This is a genomic window from Desulfatitalea tepidiphila (assembly GCF_001293685.1).
In the GTDB taxonomy this organism is placed as follows: Bacteria; Desulfobacterota; Desulfobacteria; order Desulfobacterales; family Desulfosarcinaceae; genus Desulfatitalea; species Desulfatitalea tepidiphila.
Map to the genome: position 1 here is coordinate 504570 of NZ_BCAG01000001.1, position 24209 is coordinate 528778.

22 protein-coding genes are annotated in these 24209 nt (G+C 59.1%); 14 read left to right on the top strand and 8 right to left on the bottom strand.

Annotation, left to right across the window (positions count from 1 at the left end; all coding sequences use genetic code 11):
* The first annotated feature begins 116 nt into the window (after nt 1-116).
* The 9 genes from DFT_RS25665 to DFT_RS02265 all read left to right on the top strand — a co-directional run bounded on the left by DFT_RS25665 (nt 117) and on the right by DFT_RS02265 (nt 5438).
* Nucleotides 117-620, top strand: a complete 504-nt coding sequence (locus tag DFT_RS25665) for a tetratricopeptide repeat protein (RefSeq protein WP_152971835.1) — start codon at nt 117-119, stop codon at nt 618-620.
* Between the two features lie 78 nt (nt 621-698).
* Nucleotides 699-1268 (top strand): cell division protein FtsQ, encoded by a 570-nt coding sequence (locus tag DFT_RS02235; RefSeq protein ID WP_054029603.1) that lies wholly within the window; start codon nt 699-701, stop codon nt 1266-1268.
* 131 nt (nt 1269-1399) lie between these two features.
* Nucleotides 1400-1579, top strand: coding sequence for a hypothetical protein (locus DFT_RS02240; RefSeq protein ID WP_054029604.1), 180 nt, complete (start codon nt 1400-1402; stop codon nt 1577-1579).
* Between the two features lie 236 nt (nt 1580-1815).
* Nucleotides 1816-2166: a DUF4405 domain-containing protein gene (locus DFT_RS24740; protein ID WP_076750324.1), complete on the top strand. Its 351-nt coding sequence runs from the start codon at nt 1816-1818 to the stop codon at nt 2164-2166.
* A 97-nt stretch (nt 2167-2263) separates the two neighbouring features.
* A complete protein-coding gene (locus DFT_RS02245; protein WP_200907002.1) occupies nt 2264-2476 on the top strand; it encodes a VOC family protein in 213 nt (70 codons plus the stop codon).
* A gap of 193 nt (nt 2477-2669) precedes the next feature.
* Entirely contained in the window at nt 2670-3422 is a 753-nt protein-coding gene (locus tag DFT_RS02250) for a hypothetical protein (RefSeq protein ID WP_054029605.1), read from the top strand.
* 146 nt (nt 3423-3568) lie between these two features.
* Nucleotides 3569-4111 carry a flavin reductase family protein gene (locus tag DFT_RS02255; RefSeq protein WP_054029606.1) on the top strand — a complete coding sequence of 181 codons (543 nt, stop codon included), beginning with the start codon at nt 3569-3571 and terminating at the stop codon, nt 4109-4111.
* Nucleotides 4112-4265: 154 nt separating this feature from the next.
* Nucleotides 4266-5045: an enoyl-CoA hydratase/isomerase family protein gene (locus DFT_RS02260; protein ID WP_054029607.1), complete on the top strand. Its 780-nt coding sequence runs from the start codon at nt 4266-4268 to the stop codon at nt 5043-5045.
* 24 nt (nt 5046-5069) lie between these two features.
* Nucleotides 5070-5438, top strand: coding sequence for a DUF362 domain-containing protein (locus DFT_RS02265; RefSeq protein WP_054029608.1), 369 nt, complete (start codon nt 5070-5072; stop codon nt 5436-5438).
* Nucleotides 5439-5481: 43 nt separating this feature from the next.
* Here DFT_RS02265 and DFT_RS02270 read toward each other — a convergent pair whose 3' ends face one another.
* The gene (locus DFT_RS02270) at nt 5482-7134 is read right to left on the bottom strand and encodes an AMP-binding protein (RefSeq protein WP_054029609.1); all 1653 of its coding nucleotides are present in this window, start codon (nt 7132-7134) and stop codon (nt 5482-5484) included.
* Nucleotides 7135-7299: 165 nt separating this feature from the next.
* Between DFT_RS02270 and DFT_RS02275 the strand changes: the two genes are divergently transcribed.
* The 5 genes from DFT_RS02275 (at nt 7300) to DFT_RS02295 (ending at nt 11405) form a co-directional block, all read left to right on the top strand.
* Entirely contained in the window at nt 7300-7722 is a 423-nt protein-coding gene (locus DFT_RS02275; protein ID WP_054029610.1) for a GNAT family N-acetyltransferase, read from the top strand.
* Between the two features lie 23 nt (nt 7723-7745).
* A complete protein-coding gene (locus DFT_RS02280) occupies nt 7746-8528 on the top strand; it encodes an EcsC family protein (protein WP_054029611.1) in 783 nt (260 codons plus the stop codon).
* 95 nt (nt 8529-8623) lie between these two features.
* Nucleotides 8624-9070, top strand: a complete 447-nt coding sequence (locus tag DFT_RS02285; protein ID WP_054029612.1) for a CGGC domain-containing protein — start codon at nt 8624-8626, stop codon at nt 9068-9070.
* Nucleotides 9071-9104: 34 nt separating this feature from the next.
* Nucleotides 9105-9503 (top strand): NINE protein, encoded by a 399-nt coding sequence (locus tag DFT_RS02290; protein ID WP_054029613.1) that lies wholly within the window; start codon nt 9105-9107, stop codon nt 9501-9503.
* 9 nt (nt 9504-9512) lie between these two features.
* Complete coding sequence (locus DFT_RS02295; RefSeq protein ID WP_054029614.1) at nt 9513-11405, top strand: ATP-binding cassette domain-containing protein; 1893 nt, start codon at nt 9513-9515, stop codon at nt 11403-11405.
* Nucleotides 11406-11411: 6 nt separating this feature from the next.
* Here the strand turns inward: DFT_RS02295 and DFT_RS02300 are convergent, their stop codons facing one another.
* From DFT_RS02300 to DFT_RS02330, 7 genes are all read right to left on the bottom strand, one after another.
* Nucleotides 11412-11816, bottom strand: a complete 405-nt coding sequence (locus tag DFT_RS02300; protein WP_054029615.1) for a DUF4150 domain-containing protein — start codon at nt 11814-11816, stop codon at nt 11412-11414.
* 16 nt (nt 11817-11832) lie between these two features.
* Entirely contained in the window at nt 11833-12486 is a 654-nt protein-coding gene (locus DFT_RS02305) for a DUF3540 domain-containing protein (RefSeq protein WP_054029616.1), read from the bottom strand.
* Between the two features lie 228 nt (nt 12487-12714).
* Nucleotides 12715-13770, bottom strand: coding sequence for a pentapeptide repeat-containing protein (locus DFT_RS02310; protein WP_054029617.1), 1056 nt, complete (start codon nt 13768-13770; stop codon nt 12715-12717).
* Nucleotides 13757-17479: a DUF2169 family type VI secretion system accessory protein gene (locus DFT_RS02315; protein ID WP_054029618.1), complete on the bottom strand. Its 3723-nt coding sequence runs from the start codon at nt 17477-17479 to the stop codon at nt 13757-13759. Before DFT_RS02315 ends, DFT_RS02310 begins: the two co-directional genes overlap by 14 nt.
* A 26-nt stretch (nt 17480-17505) precedes the next feature.
* Nucleotides 17506-19938, bottom strand: a complete 2433-nt coding sequence (locus DFT_RS02320; protein WP_054029619.1) for a type VI secretion system Vgr family protein — start codon at nt 19936-19938, stop codon at nt 17506-17508.
* Between the two features lie 71 nt (nt 19939-20009).
* On the bottom strand, nt 20010-20684 hold the full coding sequence (locus tag DFT_RS02325; protein WP_054029620.1) for an AMIN domain-containing protein: 675 nt from the start codon (nt 20682-20684) through the stop codon (nt 20010-20012).
* Nucleotides 20681-24199: a type VI secretion protein IcmF/TssM N-terminal domain-containing protein gene (locus DFT_RS02330; RefSeq protein ID WP_054029621.1), complete on the bottom strand. Its 3519-nt coding sequence runs from the start codon at nt 24197-24199 to the stop codon at nt 20681-20683. The genes DFT_RS02325 and DFT_RS02330 overlap by 4 nt, the downstream gene beginning before the upstream one ends.
* Nucleotides 24200-24209: the final 10 nt, after the last annotated feature.

A 24209-nucleotide genomic window follows, 5' to 3' on the forward strand; every position in this document is an offset into this window, starting at 1 on the left:
TTGGCATTTTTTGGAAGGCTTCTACTGACCTTAATATAACATATTTTGTAAGCATTTATCAGTATCCCCCCCCGGCTGGTGAAGCAAACGTTGTGTCATAGATAGCGATGTTGAAGATGAATTCTGAACTATCAAAAACGGACGTACTAAATCTTCTGCATATTTGGCGCAAGTGGTTAAATGGCCCCGATCCAGCTCAAAATAAGCCGCCTGAATTCAAAAAATGGGATGAAATCGGGCCAAAAGGAATTTCGGTTGGTATAGGGATGCTCCTTCATTTATATCTCTGGATGTTAGCGAAGCTTGGAATGGTACTAAGAATCCAATCACTGACGATATGGGCATCTAAAGCAAGAATAAAATATGACCATTTATGGTTTGAACCAATTTCTTGTGGATATACTAACGCATTCGTAGACATGGGATTGGGCTATTTAGAATCTGGGAAGGTTGAAAAGGCCATAGATTGCTTATCAAAAGCTTGGCGAGTGTATCCATGTCCTCATAATACATCATTTGGTTTGCGGTTGAAGCTGTATAAGAAATTAAGAGATTTTCCAGAAGCGCAACGAGCCGTAGCAGAATATAAAGAAATGTGGGAAAAATTTAAAATGGCGTGACACAACCCATCGCTGGTCGGGACGGCGAGGACCATGCCGCCCGACAGCTTATCGTTATGCGGTAAACGAGGGAGCGTAATGAAATTTTCTGAAACGACAACAGTTGCATTGATAGCCCTCTCAGGCGTGCTTGTATCGGCGTTCGTCTCGTATATTGTCAGTTCAAACCAAGCAGATTTAACAGTTAACAACCTCAAAGTGGAACTTGAAAGCAGGTTTAACCAAAAGCTCTATGAAAAAAGGCTTGAGGCATATCCGTCACTGTATAAGGTATTGAGTGACTTGGGAAAAGATTTAAGGGCAATAGACTTACCATACTCTAAGCTGAAAAACAGACTCAATGAGATAGATAAATGGGATAGTAGCAACGCTATTCTTTTGAGCCATTCAGGGATCGTAAACATTTTGGAACTAAGAAATATCTTAGACGAAAATACAAATTGGAATCCAAAATACGAACCAGATGCACAAGTAAACAAGGATTTACGGCAAAGCATTTTCGATGCAACGTTGAAGTTAGAAGAGCAACTGAAAGAAGAAATTGGGATTTATGATGCAGAGGGTTATCACAATCCCCCTCTGTCAACTATGTACCCACATAGCTGGAAATACATCGAAGGTGAAAAAGGCAAAGCGCATAACAATTAGCTCCAGTGGACAGAAAAAAGCGTCGCTCGTTTCTCGCTCTGCTTTTTGCTGCCCCTGAGCATTGTATTCTTATAGGAGAGAGAATGAAGCTCAAAAGGATATAGCGGGCGCGGACATCCGGATACTCCCCATTGTCCTCCACAGAGGCTATTGCGTCAATTAAAGGGCGCAAATACCTGGAACTGGACCCCAATGCCGAAGCAAAGGATATGGACCCAGTCGTTTATGACAAAGCCATCGAGGAGTACCTCGCAGATGTCCAGGCAAACCCGGAAGGATATAAAGAAATGCTCGAGTATAAGGGAGAGTAAATGCTCAGATTGGGATTTAAGGGATTTTGGCACATAGGAAACGTACATTAAACAATTAATATTGAGCTCCTTTTTGCAAATTTCGCTGGCGCGGAGCGCAGTTGATAATAGATTTTTTATATTTTCATGTACGTCCCCTTGTACCCGTCCCCTTGTACCTCTTGTACCTTTTCATGTATGTCCCCTTGTACCATAGTACCCCAAAGACCACGCGGCTACGACACGAGAGTTCATGAATGAAAATGAAAAAGAATTCTTTAAAATATATTATCGATGCCATTCTTTTCATTGATATTTGTTCGATTGCTTTGATCGGATTGTTGTTGGGATTTGTCATACCGGAAGGAAAAAAACATCAGGCTGCAAAATATTTTCTGGGTCTCCACAGACATGAATGGGGGGATATTCATCTTTTTCTCTCTGCTATCTTATTGATACTTTTATTTTTACATCTTTGGCTGAATTGGACATGGATTGTTCAATCGACAAAACGCTATTTCGGAAATAACTGGAAAAATGCCTTATGGTGTATTTCCGGAGCATGGATATTTATTTTGATCGTTGCATGGATTATCGCAAGGACATGAATTCTTGATAAACATTTTTCCTCGCCTGACCGGTGTTACTCTGCCGCTCCACACTGCTGTCGGGAGATGCCTTATCCTCCAATCAAGGAGGGGCATGATGAAACCAGCAAAGAACACGGTTTGTCTCTGGTACGATGGCGACGTCGAGGACGCGGCGCGGTTATACTCCAAAATCTTTCCCGATTCGTCCGTTGGTGCAGTGCATCGCGCACCGGGAGACTTTCCGTCTGGGAAAAAAGGGGACGTGTTGACCGTCGAGTTTGCCGTGATGGGAAACCTTCTGATAGGGGGACTGGGGAACGTACATTAAACTATGAAAATTGCATTTTCTTCATAGCCGGCTGGTGTATAGCGTAAGGGATAATGAATTATTTAAACTTTCATGTACGTCCCCTGCTGCCCGGAAACAGTTTTTTCATAACCTCAACCTGTAGCGGAACGCGGCCAAAAAGCGGCCGCTCCCTCTAAGGCCGGTCGTCAAGAGACACGTGGAGGTATGGAGTATGGCCGATAAACCGTTTCCCCGTTTGCAGGCAATCGCGACGATTCTGACTCCCATACTTCTGGGAGTCGGTGGTTTGATACTCTCGGACCAGGCCAGAGATACCTCGAGACAGCTTGAGGAGATCGCTCAGACGGTTAGTGCTGTCAGTGCTATGGAGCCATACATCGACCTGCTGGCCGGAGATTCTCCTGAGAAGGCCAAGATGGCCGCCTATGCCTTGTATAAGCTGAATCTGAACGATAAGAGAGCCGCAATCTACATCATTTTGGCTGCGGATCGTCAGGAATCAAATGAAGTTTTGGAGCGGCTCGCGAACGATGATCCTGACGTGCGGTCGATCGTTGGGGCAGTTATTGGCAAAACGGAGGCGGCCCAGAGGGCAAGCTTGGATTCGAAGTCTCCTGACCCAGACGAAGTCCCTGTTGCGTCGCAGGCTGCACTGACCAGCGCAGCACTAAAGATCTCTCGGTCTTACATGCTTGAGGGCTGGATGTACTTGGGGACTTTCAAAGACGGGCATTGGGAAGCACGACAGCTCGAGATTCGCGGATCGCTGCCGAAGGAGCAAGAGGTCTACTCTGTCGTGGACGACACCTATCTTCGTTCGGGAAAGCCCTCATTTCCACTCTACAAGCTCTCTGACGCAGTCGGTGTCGCCAAGAAGGGTGATCGAATTCTTATCACGGAAATGGACCCCGACGTTGGAAAGAACCGCGTGTGGGCGCACGTGCGGGTGATGCCGACGCGATAAGTGCCGCCCAACGTTTCTCTACACGGGACAGGTGTTCCGCTTCCGCTCCACACCTGCCTTTAAAAAATCGTTGGCGCCTGATGACATCGAGCGGACGAGCTTGGCCTGGCCATAGGACAAACAAAGGAATATCACGAGGTGCTCTCATGCGTGAGTTGAGACTGAGCAAGGCCTTTACCCTGATCGAATCAGGGCCTGTTGTTCTTGTGACGACCCATGATGGGCAGAAAGACAACATCATGACTATCTCATGGACCATAGTGATAGATTTCACCCCGGTGTTTGCCATCACCACGGGTGAATGGAATTATTCTTTCGCGGCCTTGCGAAAAAACAGGGAGTGCGTCATTGCCATTCCGACAGTTGACATGCTGGATAGGGTGGTCGGTATAGGGACGTGCTCCGGGAAAGACACAGACAAGTTTGCCAAGTTCAAGCTGACACCTTTGCAGGGCAAGGTCGTCAGGTCGCCCTTGATCAAGGAGTGCCTCGCCAACATAGAGTGCAAGGTCATCGACATCGTTAAAAAGCACAACATTGTCGTGTTGGAGGCAGTTGCCGCATACATCGACAACAAGCGCAAGGAGAAGCGCATGATTCACGCTGTTGGCGACGGAACGTTCATTGTTGACGGGCGTAGGATTGATCGGAAGAAGATGATGACCTCCAAGCTCCCATCCGGCATTTAACGTTCATTTCCAGCACGAGGAGATTGTGGGAGCCCAAATGGAAAAAATTCTGGCTTGGTGTGACCGTATCTGTTTGGTCTTGACCCGCTCTGGGAATATTTCTAATCTGGACTTTGTGGATAACCGCTGAAACTAATGAGAAAGGAATATGGCCATGAATTATGAATCCATTATCGTCGAGGTGGGTGATGATTTCGTTGCCCAGATTACGCTGAATCGTCCTGACCATATGAATACCTTTACAACAACACTGGCCAATGAATTGAAAGATGCCTTGTTGATGCTCGATAAGGATAAAAATGTCAGAGTCGTTCTGATTAAAGGCGCGGGCAGGGCTTTTTGCGCGGGAATTGATATCGGCGACTTTTTTGGTAAAACCCCTTCCGAATACAAGCAGTGGATAGAATGTATGGAGGCACCTCTCGTTTTTATAAGCAAGATGAACAAACCTGTGATCGCTCAGGTGCACGGTGTTGCAGCGGCAAACGGCGCCGGTTTGGTCGCTGCTGCCGATCTTGCCATAGCAGGAGAGAAAACCAAGTTCGGGCTGACCGCAATTAATGTGGGGCTTAACTGTGTCGGGCCTGTGATTCCCGTGAGCAAATCCGTGGGCAGAAAAAAAGCACTTGAACTGTTGTTTTACGGTGATCTCATAAAAGCTGAGACGGCCCTTGATTTGGGTCTGATCAATAGAACTGTATCTGATGCTGAACTGGATAAAGAGGCCCGAAACTGGGCTGCAATTTTAGCACAAAAAAGCCCTGTGGCGTTGCAACTTGCCAAAAAGGCTTTTTATTCGGCAGCAGATCTGGATTATTATAAATCCTTTGAATATATGAACGAGGCGTTTGCGCGGTTGTGTACGACAGAAGACGCCAAAGAGGGCATTAACGCATTTTTGGAAAAGCGAAAAGCGGTCTGGAAAGAAAAATAAGTCTGGAGGTGGACATCAGTTAACATGCCATGGATAAAAGAAGAGTTATGCGTAGGATGCGAAACGTGCGTGGATGAATGCCCGGCCGGGGCGATTCTCATGGAAAATGACATTGCCGTTATTGATGATGAGGCGTGCATACGATGTGCCCACTGTCATGAGATATGCCCGGAGGAGGCCGTTCGGCATGACGGTGAACGCATCCCTGAAGAGGTGCAGGCCAATATGGCCTGGGCCAACAAGCTGATACATCACGACTATTACGCCGGTGACAAGGTCAAGCAAAGACAACTGATCGAACGTCTGCAGCGTTATTTTGCCAAAAATATCAAGGTGACCGAAAAGACCATTGAGCAGCTGGTGTCTCTGAAAAATTCCGAATACGCCGAATAGGCCAATACGCGTAATGGTCTTGTCGCCGCCTGGCCGCATGCGTTCATGAATAGAGGAAACGCTTTATTTTTTTCGAGGGCGTCTTTTCGAACTCCTCTTTCACGATTTCAATTTTGGATACCGTGGAATACGAGGACACCATCGCATTCAACGCCTTGCGGTTCTTTTCCATTATCGGGGCCAATGCCTCGTCATCTAAATTCTTCTCTTTCATTTGTTCGATAGAGGGAAATACGAGGGCCGTGAGGCGGTTGCCTCTTTGAACCACCAGGGACTCTTCCACAAAGGGCATGGTGTTCAGTCTGGCCTCGATCTCTTCGGGATAGATGTTCTGTCCGGAGGAGCCGAGCAGCATGGTTTTTTTGCGTCCGCGAATGAAGATGTTCCCATGATCGTTGAAGACGCCCAGATCGCCGGTGCGCAGCCACCCCTCTTCAGTCAGAATGGACCGGGTCTCTTTCTCGTTTTTGTAATACCCGAGCATCACGTTGGCGCCCTTGACCATGATTTCACCCGCAATGTTCGACGGTTCATCCGAATCGATGCGGATTTCGAGAGTATCGATACTTCGCCCGACAGAGTACTTTTTAAACGAATCCCAGCCCGCATAACTGATCAACGGTCCGCACTCGGTCATCCCGTATCCTACGGTATAGCGGAATCCGATGTCGTGGAGGAAGTTTTCCACCTCCGGGTTCAGGGCCGCGCCACCGATGATGATCTGAATGAAATTTCCGCCAAACAACTCATGCAGTTTTTTGCGAAGCATGGCGTTGAGCAGGTTTTTAACCAGGGGGAGTTTGAACAGGGGGGCGGCTTTTCCGTTCAACAGCGGTTTGACTCTGCTGCTATAAATTTTTTCGAAGATCAACGGAACGGATAAGATCAGCCTGGGCCGTATGTCCGAAAATGCCTTCAAAAGAATCGTCGGGGAGGGCATGCGGTCCAGAAAGGTGATGTGGCAACCGTTGGCAAATGGAAACAGGAATTCAAATGCGCATCCAAAGGCATGGGCCGTGGGCAGAAACGAAAGTATCGTGTCGCCGGGTTTCAACGGCATATTTTCCTGGGCGAAAACGACATTGGCCATGAGACTTCTCATGGGCAGCATGACGCCCTTCGAGAAGCCCGTGGTGCCGGATGTATAGACGATGGATGCGAGGGATTCCGAGTGATCCCTGACTCCCGTCTTTTGTCCGAACATGCCGGGGGTCAAGGAGGTGCCATCATCCTCGATGGTATGGATGCGGCCTGCCTTTGCTGATCCTCGTTCCAGGCCGGATAGCGGCCTGAAATCTTTTAAAGAAATGACAGGGATGGAAATTTTTTTTCCAGACGCGACACATTTTTGGAAGAGGTCATCGGCGCAGAACAGCATGTGCGCGTCCGAATGCTCGATGATGGTGAAGATCTCCTCGGGCTTGAATTCGGGTAGAATCGGAACCACAACGGCCCCGTAGAGGAGCGTTGCCAGGTAGGCCGTGGCCCAGTTGGCGGAATTTTTTCCCAGCACCGCGACTTTGCTGCCCCTCTGGATGCCGCAGGCCGCAAACAGCTCATGTATCGCCAGTGTCCTGAGGGCTACCTGCCCATAGGTGACCGCGGCACTGTCGCCCTTCATGTAATCGGAAAAGGCCGGCCGGGTGCGGTTCTCGAGAATGCTGGTTTCAAACAGGTCGATCAAGGTAGTGTTCATATGCCCATCCAATCGTCGATATTCGCAGTTCCATTCAGTGTCAACTGCCGATCGGTATCAAGGTCCCTTCTTTAAAAAATGAAACCGCATCATTATCTTTATATTTTCTGAAATGCAAGTTTCTGGCAAATTTATACGATTACGAATAATAAAGGATAGTTGTAAATGGACATCGATATTCGTTACGGCTGTTCGGACGTGGACTGGCAGCGGGTTTCCCAAACCCTGGAGCGGGTCGGCATGGCGCACCACGCTCCGGAGGCGCACAGGGAGGCCTTCGAGGCCAGCCATACCGCCGTGTTCGCCTATCGTGACGGCCAATTGATCGGGTTCGGGCGGGCGATCTCGGATGGGGTCTACCAGGGGGCGGTCTATGATGTGGCGGTCGTTCCCGAATTTCAGGGGAAGGGAATCGGGACGCTCCTGCTGAAGGCGATTCTCGGGCGACTCGAGGGGTGCAATGTGATATTGTATGCGTCGCCGGGGAAGGAAGGGTTTTACCGACAGTTCGGATTCGATAAGATGAAGACCGGGATGGCGCGCTTCACGAATCCCGAGCGAATGAAAGCCAGAGGGTTTACGGAATAGCCGGCGATCGCAGGAAATGGCCAATGACACTCTCTTCAGCGGACATCGAGGCGTTGAAAACCGCCAAGGCGTATCTGGAGCATCCGGGATTGGCGGCGAAGATCAGCATGGTGGTCGGCGCGCCGATTGAAAAGAGTATTGCCATGCTGCCTGAAAGGTGGCGCCTGCTGGTCAATGAAGCGGCCCGGAAATCGATCGAGAAAGCGCTCGACGTCGCCTTGTGGACGTTGGGGCCTGGAAAACCGGGCCCCCCATCGAACTGGTGGCACAAATTGGCGGTCGGGACGACCGGGGCCGCGGGCGGCGCCTTGGGGTGGACCGCGCTGGCCGTCGAGCTGCCCGTGTCGACGACGATCATGCTGCGATCGATCGCCGATATCGCCCGCAGCGAAGGCGAAGATCTGAGCACGGCGGACGCAAGACTTCAGTGCCTGCAGGTGTTGGCCCTGGGCGGCCGGTCCAGCAGCGACGATGCGGCCGATGCCGGATATTTCGCCGCCAGGACCGCCATGGCCAAGGCGGTGTCGGATGCCGCGGCCCATCTGGCCAGGCGGGGCCTCTCCGACAAGGGGGCGCCGGCGATCGTTCGCCTGATCACCCAGATCGCCTCGCGTTTTTCCATTGTCGTGTCGGAAAAGGCGGCCGCGCAAATGGTGCCTGTGGTCGGTGCCTTCGGCGGCGCACTGATCAACACGATGTTCATCGATCACTTCCAGGAGATGGGCAGGGGTCATTTCATCGTTCGAAGGCTGGAGCGCCTCCATGATCCGGAAGAGGTGCGGCACGTCTATGAGGCGGCGTTGTGAGACAGATCTGTGCGGCGCATTTTTGAAATGCATCCGGGAACGTTTTAATTCGAGGGGGATGGACGCTATCGTTACATGCATTGAAAGGAGTCGGGATGGATCGGAAGACGAAGGTCGGTATTATTATCTGCGATCGCTATCGGCGTTGCGCGGGCGGTAAGTGCCTGCGGTCCATGCGGGCCAGGGAGGGGGCCTTCAGCATATATGGCGACACGGAATTGGAGTTGGTCGGATTTACGACCTGTGATGGCTGCCCCGGCGGCAACATCGAGTACGCGGGCGACGAGATGACCAAAAACGGCGCCGAGGTGATTCACCTGGCCACGGGACTGGTGGTGGGGTATCCGCCTTGCCCCTACATCGATGTGTTCAAGACGTTTCTCGAAAAGCGCTACGGCATCCGGGTGGTGGTGGGCACGCATCCGATTCCCCAGAAGTATCTGGACATGCACACCGCCCTGGGCACATGGGAAGAGGACCGATGGCAGCCGCTGATTGCGCCGACCATGGCGGATCCTCAGACGCGCCTGGCTTACGATTAAATCACGGATATCGACTATAGGGAGCCATCGGTTCATGAACGCTTCAAACGACACCCATCGCAAAACCATCGGGTACATCCTCTGGATCTTCGGATTCACCGGTTCGCACCGGTTTTACTACGGCCGGCCGGTGACCGGGACCATCTGGTTCTTCACGCTGGGGCTGCTGTTCATCGGTTGGATCATCGATCTGTTCCTGATTCCTTCCATGGACCGCCAAGCCGATCTGAGGTTTCGCGGCGGTCCCGTGGATTACAACATCGCCTGGATTCTGCTGACCTTTCTGGGGTTGTTCGGCGTCCATCGATTTTATATGGGCAAATGGTTCACCGGTATTCTCTATCTGGTCTCGGGCGGCATTTTCGGCATCGGTTACCTGTACGACCTGTGGACCCTGAACGATCAGATTTCGATCATCAACGGCAGTTCATGAGACGGCAGTATGGCATTGATCGCGATGCGCGATGTGCGTTGGGGGTTCGGCGAGCCGGCCCTGCTGGACGGCATCAGCGTCAACATTGAAAAGGGCGAGCGGGTCGGGCTTCTGGGGCGCAACGGCGTGGGAAAGTCGAGCCTGTTGCGCTTGCTGAACCGTGAGGTCGAACCGGACAGCGGGGAGATCATCCGGCAGCAGGGCATTCGGGTTGCGGTCCTGGAGCAGGAGGTGCCGGCCGGCTGCGAAGGGAGCGTCTTCGAGGTGGTGGCGCAGGGGCTGGGCTCCGCCGGCCAGGCCCTGGCGGCCTATCATCGCCTGTCTGACGCCCTGCAAGGCGCCGATGACAGGCGCTTGCGCGAAGAGCGCGACCGATGGCAGCATCTGCTCGACAGCGAAGGCGGCTGGCCGCTGCAGCAGCAGATCGAGAGTATCCTGTCGCGGACCGGACTGGACTCCGGGGCAACCTTCGCCGACCTGTCTGCGGGCATGAAGCGGCGGACTCTGTTCGCCCGCGCCCTGGCCCTTTCTCCGGACCTGCTGCTGCTGGACGAACCGACCAATCACCTGGATATCGACAGCATCGTCTGGATGGAGGCGTTTCTCCTCCGAAACGTCAAGACCCTGCTGTTCATCACCCATGACCGCGCCTTTCTGGAACGCATCGCCACGCGCATCCTGGAGCTGGATCGCGGCCGGCTGATCTCCTATGCCTGCGACTACAGGACCTATCTGCAGCGCCGCGAGGCGGAGCTGGATGTCGAAGCGGAGCAGGCCCGCAACTTCGACAAGAAGTTGTCCCAGGAAGAGGCCTGGATCCGGCAGGGCATCAAGGCCCGGCGGACCCGCAACGAAGGACGGGTGCGCGCCCTGCAGGAGCTGCGCGCGGCCGCGCGCCGGCGCCGCGCCCAGGTCGGCCAGGCGAAAATGGCCCTGCAGGAGGCCGAGCGCAGCGGCAAGCTCGTGATCCGTGCCGAGGGGGTATCCTACGGTTACGGGGAGCGGCCCATCGTGCGTGACTTTTCCAGCCTCATCATGCGCGGCGACAAAATCGGCATCATCGGGCCCAACGGCGCGGGCAAAACCACCCTGATCCGGCTCTTGCTCGGCACGCTCCCGCCCGACAGCGGCACGGTGCGCCATGGCACGAATCTGCAAACGGCCTATTTCGATCAGCTCCGGGGCCTGCTCGACGAGCAGAAGACCGTTGCGCAAAACATCTCCACGGACAATGATGTCATCGTGTTCAACGGCCGCAGGCGGCATGTGATCGGCTATCTGCAGGATTTTCTCTTTTCGCCCGACCGCTGCCGCACACCGGTTCACGTGCTTTCGGGAGGCGAACGCAACCGTTTGATGCTGGCCAAACTCTTCACCCAACCGGCCAACCTGCTCGTGCTGGATGAGCCGACCAACGATCTGGATGCCGAGACGCTGGAATTGCTCGAAGAGCTGTTGCTCTCCTTCGAAGGCACCTTGCTGCTGGTCAGCCACGACAGGGCCTTTCTCAACCATGTCGTCACCAGCACCCTGGTGTTCGAAGGCGACGGGCAGGTGACCGAATATGCCGGCGGATACGACGACTGGCTCTCCCAGCGACCCCAAGCGGCCGCGCCGAAGGTGGAGGCCTCCAAGCCGGCGCCGGCCCGCAAGTCCGCGCCCCCGGGCCGGCCCAAGCGGCTGACCTTCGCCCAGGAACTCGAACTCAAGGCCCTGCCGGCCGCCATCGAAGCCCTGGAGTCGGAACAGGGCGCGCTCCAGGCGGCCATGGCCGATCCATCCTTCTACAAACAGCCCCGGCAGGAGATCGTGGAACGGCAAAACCGCCTGAAAGCGGTCGAGGATCAAATCGCTGCCGCCTACCGACGCTGGCAGGAACTCGACGATTTTTCAACGGGATGATGGCGGTCAGCCCATGACCAGCACCGTGACCTGGCTGGGCGCCAGGCAGACGCCCGGGCAGTTCATGGAGAGGCCGTTATGGCCGGTCATGCTGGTCATGCGCTGGGCCGGCATGCCTTCCTTGAGCACGGTCAGGCTGCCCATGATGAATTCGGTGGGCCCCATGACCGTGCCCGATGCCACGCCCAGGTTCACGCCCGCATTGTCGCCGTTGCTGACATAGACATCGGACATCTGGTTGAGGGAGGGCATGCCGTCGGTCAGCACGGTGAGCGCCGTGGTGGTGGGCAGGGTGGTCGCGCCGGTGGAGACATTGGGATAGGGTACGGGCACCGGCCCGGCCGGGGTCGGCGTGAGGCACACATCGGGAACCCCCATCATCGTTCCGCCCATCATGGTCAATTGAAACATATCTTCTCCTTTAACATTAGCCCAGATGGATCTGTTCGGCGTCGATCTTCACGTGTCCTTCGGCCGTGTGGACGCTGTTGCCGGTCTGCACCGTGAGCGTGCCTTCGACCAGTTGCCGCGCCGAGGCGGCCTGGGTTTCGTCGTGCTCGCGTATATATCGGAAGCACGAGGACATGCGCTGCACCCAGTGGGCCACGAAGCTGTCCATGCGTCGGGCCACGGTGCGGATGGTTTCGATGCTGGCGCTGAGCGACCGCCCGGCCAGGCGGGTCTCGTCCAGGCCGATTTCGGCGCGGGCCGCGTGAACCCGAAGTTCGGCGGCGGCCATGTCCACATGGGCCGGCGAGGTCAGGCCGATGCCGGTGTCGGCGGTCAGGGTCAAGTCGCCGCCGGCGACTTCCAACCGGGTCGGTCCGGTGAAGGCCAGGCGGTTTTCCACCGATTCCCCGGGGCGTTCGAGCACGGCCAGCACATAGGTCCGGCCGAAATTGTCTTCGGACAGCAGCACCTGGTCCCCCGGTGCCGGGACCAGCAGGCAGCTGGCGGCCGCCCTGGCGCGGGTGCGTCCGGCGGCGGTGCATAAGACGAGCTTATCGCCGTCGCGGGATTCAACGGTGGCGTATGCCAGGGTCAATTGGGGTGCTGCGATTTTTGGAGCGGCCTGATGCATCTGATGCCTCCTTCACTTCAAACTCGACGGCGCCGTAAAAAGCCCAATATCTGCGTTGCGCTCATCCCGCAGTCCTTGCGGCGTACGACAAGTACGCCTCAGGACGCGGAATTTCGCGCGCCTTGATCTTGAACTTTTTACGGCGCCGTCCGGCAACGATTTGTTTCATAACCATCCAACATCCTGATCAGACAGAATACCTTCACTTCAAACTTTACACTTCAAACTTCATTTTCTTCCTCCCCAATCTTCGGCCTCGGCCAGATCGGGATCGGTTTCCAACGCCAGGCTGCGCGTGGCGCCGTCCCAGACGGTGTGCTCCTCTTTTGCCCGGTGCATGTTGGCCCGAAACAGGCCCGCATGGGAAAAGTCGGTGGCGGTCAGGTCGGCATGGGAAAAATCGGCGCAATTGCAATCCGCGTTGGCGAATCTGGCGCCCACACAACTGCATCGGGCCATCAGGGCCTGATCGAGCCGGGCGGCCGTGAAGTCCGCGCCGTCCAGCCGGGCGGACTCGAAGCAGGCATTGGCGAGTTGTGCCCTGGAAAAGCGGGCGCGGCGCAGGTCGGCGGCCATGAAGACCGCGCCAAAGGCCTTGACCGCGCTGAAATCGGCGTCGGTGAGAACCGCCTCCATGAAATTGGAGCGGTCGATGTCGGCGCCCGCAAAGTTCGCGCCGGTCAGGTCCGCGCCGCCGACCTGCACGCAGGAGAACTCGCAGCCCGAAAAGTCCTGGCCGGCCAGGGCGCACTCCCGCAGGAAGGTCTTGTGGGCCCTGATCTGCTTGAGGCGGGCGCCGGTGAGGTCGGCCTTTAAAAAAATGGCCCGGGTCAGATCCGCGCCGGTCAGGTCGGCCGCCTGGAGCGAGGTCTGGACCAGCACGGTCCTGAACAGGAGGGCCTTTGCCAGCCGGGCCCGGTCCAGCACGGCGCCGTCCAGAACGGCGCGGGTGAGGTCTGCGCCGGTCAAATCGGCATCGACGAGGCTGGCGCCGGTGAGCACGGCCTTTTCCAGCTTGGCGCCGGCGAGTTTGACGCCGTTCAGGTCCATGTGCATCCAAAGCACCTGGGTGAGGTCCGCGCCGCTCATCTCCGCGCCGTGCAGCACGCAATCGCGGAATCCGGTGCGGTGGATAGCGGCACCGCGGAAATCGGCGCCGCTCAGGTCGCATTGTTCAAAGCGCGCTCCGGAAAGATCGAGGCCGGTCAGATCGATTCCGGTGAGGTCCTGGTTTTCGATGGTGTCGTCCCGGGCAATGGCCTCGGCGATCTCATTTCGGGTCATCGAGCAACTCCACGCGTTTGTTGAGCAGGGTCATTTTCAGGTTGGCCTGGTCGAAATCGGTACGGCCCACCACGGCCCGGTACATCTCGGCACCAAAGAGGTTGGCCTTGGACAGGTCGGCGTCGACCAGGCGGGCCTTGCGCAGAGACCCCATGAACAGGTTCGCGCCGGAGAGATTGGAGCCCTCCAGGTTGGTGCGGTGGAAGAAGGTGCGTTTGGCCTGCACGCCGGACAGGTCGGCCCGGGAGAGGTTGCAGTTGCGCAGAAACGAGCGTTGGAAGCGCGACCCTTTGAAATTGCCGCCCGACAGGTCGGCGTCCATCAGGGAGGCGCGTTCCAGGTTGGCGTCGGCAAAATCGCCGTTTTGGATCGATGTGGCGCCGCCGATGCGCACATTGTGCAGGTTGCAGCCCCGGAAGGCGGCCTGGTCGGCCGGGCTGTCCCAGATGATCGCCTTGCTCAGGTCGCTGCCGGAGAAATTGACGCCGACGGCCGTGGTCTTGTGAAAGACCGCCTTGGCCGCCTCGGCCTGGGTGAAATCGGCGCCGCTCAGGTCCGCGCCCATGAAATAGCCTTGGGAGGCCCGCGCGCCGGCGAGGTTGGCGCCGGCGAGGTTGGCGCCCTCCAGCAGGGTCTGCCGCAGGGTGCATCGGGAAAGATCGGCGCTTGAGAGATCGGCCGCCTTGAGCAGGGCTTTGGTGAAATCGGTTTCGCTCAGGGCCGCTTTGGTGAAAACGGCGTTGCCCATCATGGCCTGCACGGCCTTCCCGTTTCTGAACGAGGCCCCGGTGAAATCGGCCTGCTCGGCCATCGTCGCGCTCAGGTCGGCGCCGTCCAGGTTCGACCCGGCGAACGAGGTCTTCTTCATGCGGGCGCCGCGCAGGTCCGCGCCGCGCAGGTCCAGGCCCGAGAGGTCCAGACCGCTCAAATCCTTGCCTTTGAGGCTGACCTGTCGGGCGTGGCGGTCGATGACCGTTTCGCGGGTCATCTCCTCCCGGTCGTCCGGATCGATGTGCAGCGGCGCGAGCATCTCCTTGGCCCACTGGGGAAAGGCAAAGCCGCCGCCGGCGCCTGCGCGTTTGGCCTGGCCCTCGGCCCAGCGCGCCTTGGATGCGTCCACCAGGCCGCTCATTTTCGCCTCCTGGGCATCCAGGGCCGCGGCACGCTCGGTGGTCATCTGTCCGGCCTTGTTCAAGGCCTGGCGGACATGATCGTATTTGGCGGCCAGGTCGAGCCCGCCCAGAAAACCTTCGGGTTTGGGCGGGGTCGGCGGCAGGTTGAAATGGGGCGTGGGATCGATCCCCTGCCGGCGCAGTTGGGCCTTGGCCTGGTCGATGGCCGCGTTCATTTTGAGGGGCAGTTCCTGTTTGAGCGCCTCGCTCCTGGCCAGGGAAGGGGCCATCTTTTCCATCATGCCGTCGTGAAAGGCCTGGTAAAGGCCTTTGGCGTCCACACTGGGAATGGCGATGCCGGCGGCGTCGTCCCCTTTTTTGGCCCGGAACGGGCTCGCCTCGGGCACAAACGGCGCCTGGTCCGGTCCCAGGGCGGCGACGATCCACCGCTCGATCGACACCCCTTTTTCATGGGCGTCGAACAGGGCCGACGATTCGGGAAGGGGCAGCGGCTCGGCCTGGGGATAGGCCGCGCGCCAGGGGGCGAACTCCTGTTCCCTGGCCGCCTGATCCATTGCATAGAGCACGATCAGCAGGCGCGGGGCGTCTTTTATCAGGGCCGCCGTCTCCTTGTCCGGGGCCGTGTCCGGTGAGGGCAGGGCCACGGCGCCGACATAATCCCCGGCGTCCTGTTCCACCAGCCAGGCTTCCAGAGGGTCGGCCACCCGCACCACGGGCTTGCCCGGGGCCAGGCCGGCGGCGAACGTGGTGTCCCCCGATCCAGGCACGCTGACGTCATGTGCCGGTTCTGCCAGATGGCCGGCGCGTACCGTGAGCCGGGTGATCGTCGCGCCTTGGTGGGCCGCCAGGAGCAGGCCGGCCGGCATCGTCGTGGGCGGGGCCGGATCGAGTCCCCAGGCTTGGGGATCGAAGTCCCATGCCTGCGGCATACTGGCGAACAGGGCCCGCTTGAGGGTCGCGGGCCGCAGTCCCAGTCGGCGCAGGGCGGCCATGCGGTCATGATCCAGGGAGAGGTCGCAGCGCCCCTGGCGCACCAGGGCAAGGGCCTGTTCGGGCCAGGGCGTTTTGGCGGCAGGCGCCATCTGGGCCTGCACCTGGGGAATGAACTGCCGGGTTTCCGGCCGGTCCAGGGAGGCGAGCACCTTGTCCTGCATGTCGCGCTTGGCGGCCTGGACTTTCCGGGTGAGGGCCTCGGCCTGTTCCATCTGCCGGGCGACGGTAGCCTTGAGGTTCTCCAGTTTGGCCCTGGCCCCGGTCAGCGGCGCTAGGTCGATTTTGATCAGGTGGCCGAATTTGGCTTTCAGCTCGCCCAGTTGCCGTTCGGCCTGGTCCAGGCGGGTCTGGGACTGGTTCAAAAGATCCAGGCTTCGTGCGGCCGCGTTTTGCGGTGAGATGCCGGCATCGGGCGCCTTGCCCTGGGCCACGGCCAGGCGGTGGGCCAGGGTCCTGGGAATGTCGGCCACCTGCCGCATGGCTTCGGCGGCCTGGGCCTTTGCCGCATCCATCTGGGACATGTCGATGGGCACGCCGCGGTCCAGGCGTTTGTCCAGCGCCGCGAGGTAATGTTCCAGGGGTTGCGGCGCCTCGTCCGGGGACTCGGTCACCAGGTATAGATGTTGGATGTCCACGGCCTCTTCGTCGGCCACCTCCAGCACGGCGCGGTGCACGAGGATGCCCCGCAGGGCGTGGGGAAAGAGCCAGACCGTGTCCAGGCGGGTCTGCGCTTCGCGGAACAGCAGGCCATCGCGCGGGTCTTTGAGATCCTTGAGCTGGCGGGCAAACACCCGTTGGCGCAGGCGGGGCAGGGACGATTGCACCTGCCGGCGTTCGGGGTGCATGTGGGTCAGCGCCACGGCTTCGCCGCCCTGGAAAAAGGCCTCCTGCTGCTGGTCTTCGGGGGCCGTGTTGAAAAAGGTCCAGTTCATGTCCTCGGGAAAATAGGGCCAGTGTTCCCTGAACCACTTCTGGTCATAGGTGCCCGCTTTTTTACGCCGCTGGGGCCACGTCTGATCGATGGGCATGAAGCCGGCCGGCGCCGGTCGGTCGCCGGGCGCACCGATGAGATGGGCCGGATCCTCCACCGCAGGCAGTTCCAGGACCGGTGTGCCGGCCTCCGTTCGTGTGGGCGCCATGCCTCTGCCGAGCGGGTTCGATTCAAACTCCGGTCCGCCGAAGGCGTTGCGCCAATCCAGGTCAATAACGCCGAAGGGTTTGGGATCGGTGATGGCCAGGCCCGCGGCCCGCCGCTCCCAGAAACGCGGGCCGAAGACATTCAGTGTCTTGGCGATCCGGCCCACCTGGAAGGCGACCTGGGCGGCCGGCCGCGGTTGTCCCTGCGGGGAGAAGCATTTGGCCCGCAGCAGCACCTCGGCACGGGGTTTGGGCATGGCGGCGTCCAGGATGGCGTTTTCGCCCAGCTCCCGAGGCACGAAGCGCCACATCTCCTGCTCGGAAAGCGGCGCTTCCGGGGCGTCCAGGTCGAAGAAGGTCAACACCGAGACCACCAGGTGATTTTTATCCCGGATGGCGAAGTGGTTGAGCAAGATGCCGTGGGTGGTTTCCTTGACGACTTTCATGGATGGTCTCGCTGCCTTTTGAAAAATCAACCGTCGACGATCAGGGTGCCCTCGCGTATTGCGAGGGTGGCGATGCTGTCGATACTGGTGCCGAAGTTTCCCAGTTTCGTGGCGACATTCTCGTTTGTCACCCCGCCCTCGATCAATGTCGTGGCCGCCGATTTGATGGCCGTGTTCACGGCAAGGACGCGGGAGTTTAATGCATCAATCTTGGTGCCCGCAGTGGTGATATCGGTCTGCACCGCCAGAATATCGGATTCCACGGCGCCGATTCTGTCATTGACTGCCCTGAGCTGCTCGTTGATCACCTCGGTGAGTGCATTTTGCAAGGATTCCTGACTCAACGTGACCTGCACCCGCTGATTGACGACCTCTTCTTCTTCCTCCGCGACCACAGTAATATTTCCACTAACCGTTGTGCTCTGCTCCAAGGCATGCAGTTTGCTTTCAAGTATCTTTTCTTCGCTTTTGCCGAGCACACATTTTGTGGGGAAATGGTAGCTGCCCACGCCGCCGAGCATCAGTTCCGTTTTCAATCCGCCGATGAATTCATCGGCGGTAATTACCTTGATGCCGATATCCGCACCGAGAATGGTTTCGACGCATTCGCCCATAATAAGGGCGTTCTCGCCTCCGGCCTGGATTTTCAATGCCTTGTCCGTATACAGGCGGGCGCCCCACTCGGTCTCCAGTTCATCGAGGCGTTCGTCCTGTTTCTCGTCTTTCTCTTCGATATCGTCTAATCTCTCATCTTGTTTTTTGTCTTTCTCTTTCCCCTCGTCCAATCGTTTGTCCTGCGCTTCATTTTTTTCTTCTATGTCGTCCAGCCGATGGTCCTGTTGCTTATCCTTTTTTCGGGACGGATCGAGCCAGCTCCCCTGCCGGTCGCCTGTGTCCGGGTCGTTGGGCGCACCCAGGCGCAGGAAGGTCCTGGCCGAGGGCGAATGCAGCAGGATGCGCTGACGGCCCTCCTGGTCTTCCATATGCATGATGTTGCCGCTGCCCGACACCAGGCGCACCTGGGTCTGGTTGGCGTCGTTGACCGGGCTGGGGGTCTCGGGGTTGGGAACCGCTCCGGCGATGACCGGCCGGTCCGGATCGGCCTCGATGAACGACAGCAGCACCTCGGTGCCCTTGTGCAGGGGGGCGTGGAATCCCATGCCTTCGCCGGCATAGGGCTGCATCATCCGCACCCAGGCCGAGGCCTTGCCGCCCTTGCGTCCGGAAAGGTCGAAGGGCATGACCACCTTGTAACGGCCGTGTTCGTCCAGCTCTGCGTATTGGCCCGATCCGGCCGCGTCGATCCTGGCCGACAGGGTGCCGGAAATACGCGGCTTGGGGGTGGTGCGTTCCGGCCGGAACTGGGTATCGCCGGGAATGCATTCGAAGCTGTTGCGGTAGAAGAGCCCCTCTTTGTCCTCGCCGGCGCTCGAACCCAATCCGCTGGCCAGGTAGAACTCCTGGCTGCCTTCGTGGCGCACGGCGGTTGTGAGGAACCGGCGGTTGAAATCCGGGCTGTAATGACGCTGAAGGGTGTACAGGTAACCGGGCCTGATGGCGGGGATGGTGGATCGGCCGTGGAAGATCTTCTCCCGGCACCGGTACGCCTCGGCGCGGATGTCGGCCAGACGCTGGCCCTCCCCCCTGTCCTGGAAATGCTCGCCGTAGAGGTAAATCTCCCCCCGGCCGTTCGCCTGCACCGGGGCGCGGCCTTCCAGGTCCAGGCTCGGTTTCAGGTAATTATAGTCCTTGAGCAGCACGTTCTTGGGCATGGGGCGCTGCTTCAGGTTGAATTGCCGGATCACCTTGTCCGCGCCGGTGGCGTCCAGTCCGGACGGCGGGGCGTAGACGAAGGTTTCGTGGCCGGGCAGGGGCGTATGGGCGATATGGGTGTCCGCGGCGATCATCTTTTCCGATTGCCCGCCCTGCTCGAACCAGTAGTACGCCCCTTCGCGTTCCATCCAGCGCGAGACGAAGTCGAAGTGGGATTCGCCATACTGGCAGACATAGGGCCGGGGCTCGTATTTGCCCTGGAACCGAAAGTCGAAATCCACCCCCTGGGACAGGCCGCCGTCCTGAAGCACGCCGGAGAGGAACTGGTCGATCTTCTTGTCCAGGAACACCTGGTTGTGATGGGTCAGGGTGAGCCACCACAGCCTGGGCCTCAGTTCGGCGCGGTAGTAGATATAGGGACCATACTGCTGCTGCTGCTCGAAGGCGGAAAGAATGCCGTGGTAAGGCAGGTCCGGGCCATGGGCGAATTTACCTCTGATGGTGAACGTGGCCGGCTGCTGCAACACGGCGGTGATATCGATATCGCTGCGTTCCGATACCAGCAGGATGTCGAACCGGTAGAGGCGGGAAAGGCCCTCTTCTCCGGAAAAACGGACCACCGTGAAGGCGTCTTTGGGCAGCGCCTGGCTCTCGAAAGTAAAGGCGGCTTCTTTGAGTTGGGTCATCGACATACTCCTTTAATCGAATCGACAGTATTCCTTCACTTCAAACTGAACACTTTAAACTTTAAACTTCTTCAACCCCCTCCTCCCCCGATCACCACGGCGAATCCATTGTCCTTTTCAGTCACCCGCGGCGCAGCGGCCGGTCGGGGCAGATTACTCTCCCGGTAGTGAAAGACGACGCGCAGGAAGTCGGGGTGCTCGCCGATGACCACGCGCGCGATGCCGCCCTCGTCGATGGTGTTGATCCGGGGGGCCGCGTTGCGCCAGCGTCCGGGCAGATCGACCACCCAGATCGACGGCGAGGGCCTGAAGAAGATCTTTGCGCCGGTGACGAATCGATCGGTCCGGAAATGCGCTTCGAAGCGGTCGCCGCGCCATTCGAGGCTATGGGACAAAAGGGTGCCTGCCTTTGTTGGAGCGGGCTCGGGCCGGGCCGGCGAGACCGGTGGCGCCGGCATCGCTGTCTTTTCGGACGAGCGATCCGATGCATGGCCGCGAGGGGCCGGAGCCGGTGTTTTGTGCGCCGTGCCGGTATCCGGTGAGACCTTTGGCGCCGGTGATTTGGGTGTTTCGATCACGATGGGCATGCGGACTTCCCGCTTGACCGGCGCGGGTTCAGGATCGGGACAGGTGTCGAGGATCAGCCCCAGGTCCGGTCCGGCGGCGGCCAGGAACAAGAGCAGGGCGGCCGCGCAGAAGGCGGCCAGCATGAACCACGGCGCGCGGGGCGAATGCAGGGCGCTCATCGGCTCGTTCCTTTGGCTGCCGGGGTGCCGTGGCGTTGGGGAGCCCCCTGGCCGCCATCTTCACCCGTCGTCGCGCAGCCCAGCCCGGACCAGCAGCGGGCCACCCGCTGCGGCACGCTCAGGGGCGGATAGTGTTCGATGGCCATCACCGGGGCGGCGTCCTTGAGGATGTAGTTGACCTGAATGCGCCGCACGCCGATACGTTTCAGATCCGCCCGTTGCTCAGGAAAGTCATCGGGCGTGTAAATTTTGCGGCCGTCCCGGAAGGTACGCAAAAAATCCCGGAAGCCCCATTGCCCTTTCCAGGTGCGGGTCAGCGTGGTTTCCTCGAAATAGATGGCCAGGGTGACATCATCGCAGCTGTCCGGGTCCCAATTGAAATCTTTGTTGGCCGGCGCGTTGTAGTTGTCCAGAACCTGGGGACGGCCCGCGCATTGCAGGGTCAGGCGCGTCTGGTAGGGTTCGCTGCGGGCGTCTTCGTTGACATCGGTGGGTAGAGTGGCGATGGAGACCGTGTATTTGGGCTGCAGCTGCTGTCGACGAACCGCGCCCTGGTCGAGGAAGGAGAGGAAGGCCGCATCGAACGGGAACGTCACCCCCATCCAGGCCGCAGATGTCCAGCCGCCCGGGGTGCGCCGCAAGAAGGGCTTGGCCGGTTCGGCGAGAAAGCCGGGGACCACCCCTTTCTCACCGAACAGTGCCCCCCACAGTTGACGTTCCGGCGTTCCGGCCGTCTCCGCCACTACCTGGGACTGCCATACATCGTTCAAACCGCAGGCGGTTTCATAGGTGGTCAGGGTGACGAGGAACTGCAAAGGTCCGTCCATCAAACCCCATAGCGTTTCGTCGTCGGCTGGGTCCGCACCCAGCAGCGCGCGCATCTGGTTGATCGCGCCCAAGCCCAGAATCACCGGGGAGGCTTCGGCCTGGGCGTCGGTTTGCCCGAAGTGCTGCACGGCAAAACGAAAGGCCGCATTGGCGTCCGCCGTGACCGGAACCAGGGCATCCAACTGCTGCATGTAATCGCCAAAGGCCTCGGCCGCGGCCATGATGTTGTCCCGCCGGTCGAGACGGGCTTCGATGCGCTGCAATTTTTCGGCGATGCGGGCCTGCAGGCCGGCTTTGTCCTGTCCGCTGCGATAGCTTTGCAGGATGTGGACCAGTTCGCCGGCCAGCCGCGAGGTCGCCGCATGGGGTCGGATGTCGCGGATCGCGGCCAGTTCCTGGTCCATGCGGGTGATGTATCGGTAATAGGGATTGTCCAGGGTGGTCATGGCCGCGGCGCTGGACAACCAGTCGTTGCGGGCCAGCAACCGGTCCATACCTCTGTCAAACTCCCGGGCAAATTCGCCCCATTGGGAGAGGAACGCGGTGGCATACCTTTCCCAGAAGGCGGCCACCCGGCCGTCGAAGGTTTCCGTGTCCCGGACCGCCAGGCGCAGGCGGTCGATCAGGCGGATGATCTGCGTTTTGCCTTGAACGGTCAGGGCCCCGGAAATTCGAGGCGCATCCTGCACCTGTCCATGGCCGCCCCAGAAATCGTCCAGGGTGATGGGGGCCAGGTTGGGACGGGTGTCGGCCCATCCGATCAGCCAGCCCAGGTCGGGGCCTTCCAGGGCGATGATGCGGTCGGCCCAAACTTCCATCTCGGCCCGTTCGCGCTGGAGGATGCCCGGATCTTCTTCCCATTCGGCATACGAGCGGTACATGTCCGCGAAGTAAGCGGTCACATAGGGCAGGCGGCCGCCGAAAGCGACGGCCAGGAAGGGCAGGGGGTCGTCCTGATTCGCGTCGGCGCGCTGACTCCGGCCCGCTTCGCGCGCCTGCAGGATTTCCACGCGCCATGCCAGATACTCCAGGTAGGGCGCCAGGGCCCCGCGCCCGGGTTGAATCTTTTCAGGCGCGAACTTTTCTTTCATGGCCTGGTCGGTCGGATTGAGAATGTAGGTTCGGAACCATTGATTGTAGGCCCGCTTCAGGCCGTCGAGCGCTCGCTTGCCCTGGCCGAATCCCGCCAGTTCCGGGATGCGGCCGTGCAGGCGTTGTTCCATTTCGGCGATGCGGTCGCGCAGGAGGCCCAGGGTGACCATGTCGTCGGCCAGGCGGGCACCCAGCTGCGGGGCTTGCGGAAAAGCGGCGTGGGCCGGCGTCATGGCCTGGCGCACATGCCGGTAGGCAAAACCGGACAGGCCGATGGCGGTGAGCAGGAGCAGCAGCCAGGCGGCCAGGGCCAGATGGGTGGTGGCCTTGCGCCACGAGAGATATTCGCCCAGGGGACGGAAGGCGGCACGGTCACCGGGCAGAATCGCGTCGAAGAAGTCGTGCAGAAAAAGGCCCAAGCCCGTGTCCGGCAGGTGCCATTGGCGCTCTTTGAAGCTTGCCAGAGCGCCCAGCACACCGGAACGCACCGAACCGGCCTGGCGGCCGCTGGAGATGAAAAATCCCCTTAGAAACGGCGTTTCCTGATAGGGATTGTCGTGAAAGGCGCCCCGGGCGAAGGCCTGGATGCCGGGCGCCAGCCGCTCGAACTCGTCAGGGAAAAGCACGGCCCGGCTTCCGGCGCGGCCGGCCTGGCGGGCCAGCTGCAGCCGCAGGTCCTTGAGTCTTCGGGAGACGTGGCCGATGGCGCGGTTCAGAAATTCGAGCGGGTCGTCGTTTTCGGCGGCATTCATCAGTCCCATGGCCTGGCCGCGCAGCTTTTCCGGCAGCAGCTCGGCCATGGCCGTCATGCCCAACAGCCGGTCGGCTTTGGTCATCAACAGGTATACCGGGAATTTGGCGCCCAGCACGCGCATGAGCTGATCGATGCGCAGTCGGATCGAACGGCCGTAGGCGGCCAGCGCATCCGCGTCGTCCTCGAGGAGGCGGTCGGCCGGCAGGGTGACGATCAGGCCGTTGAGCGGCTCCTTGCGCCGGTATTTGGCCAGCAGAACCAGGAACCGTTCCCACTCGCCGTTGTCTTCATCCGCCAGGGGCACGGCATAACGGCCGGCGGTGTCCAGAATGATGGCGTTTTTGAAAAACCACCAGTCGCAGTTACGGGTGCTGGCAATGCCCTTGGCCGGGCCGGCATCGCCGAGGATGTTGGTCAGGCGGGCATGGGCCACGGCCGTGCTCTTGCCCGAGCCGGTTTCGCCGAAAATCATGAACCAGGGCAGACGGTAGAGAGGGTCCCCATGCCGTCCCAGGCGAGAGGCCCTTAGACTGGCTACGGCCGCGGCCCAGCGCTCTTGCAGCTCCAGCAGGGCCCTGCGTTCGTGGACCGGGGCCGCATCGATGGCCTTCTGGTCCTGCTCGACCACCCGTTGCACGAACCTGGCTTCCCGGCGGCGGAAGTAGTAGCGGCGCAAAAAGAGGATCAGCGCGATCACGAAAAAGAGTCCGGCCAGCGCAACGGCCACGCTCCAGCGCGGCCACCCCATGTGATCGGCCAGCAGCAGCGCGCCCAACACCGCGGCAACGGTGAGCAACAACAGAAGGAGCAGTTTTACGGCGGTTATCAGCAGGCGTGGCATAAGGTTCCTA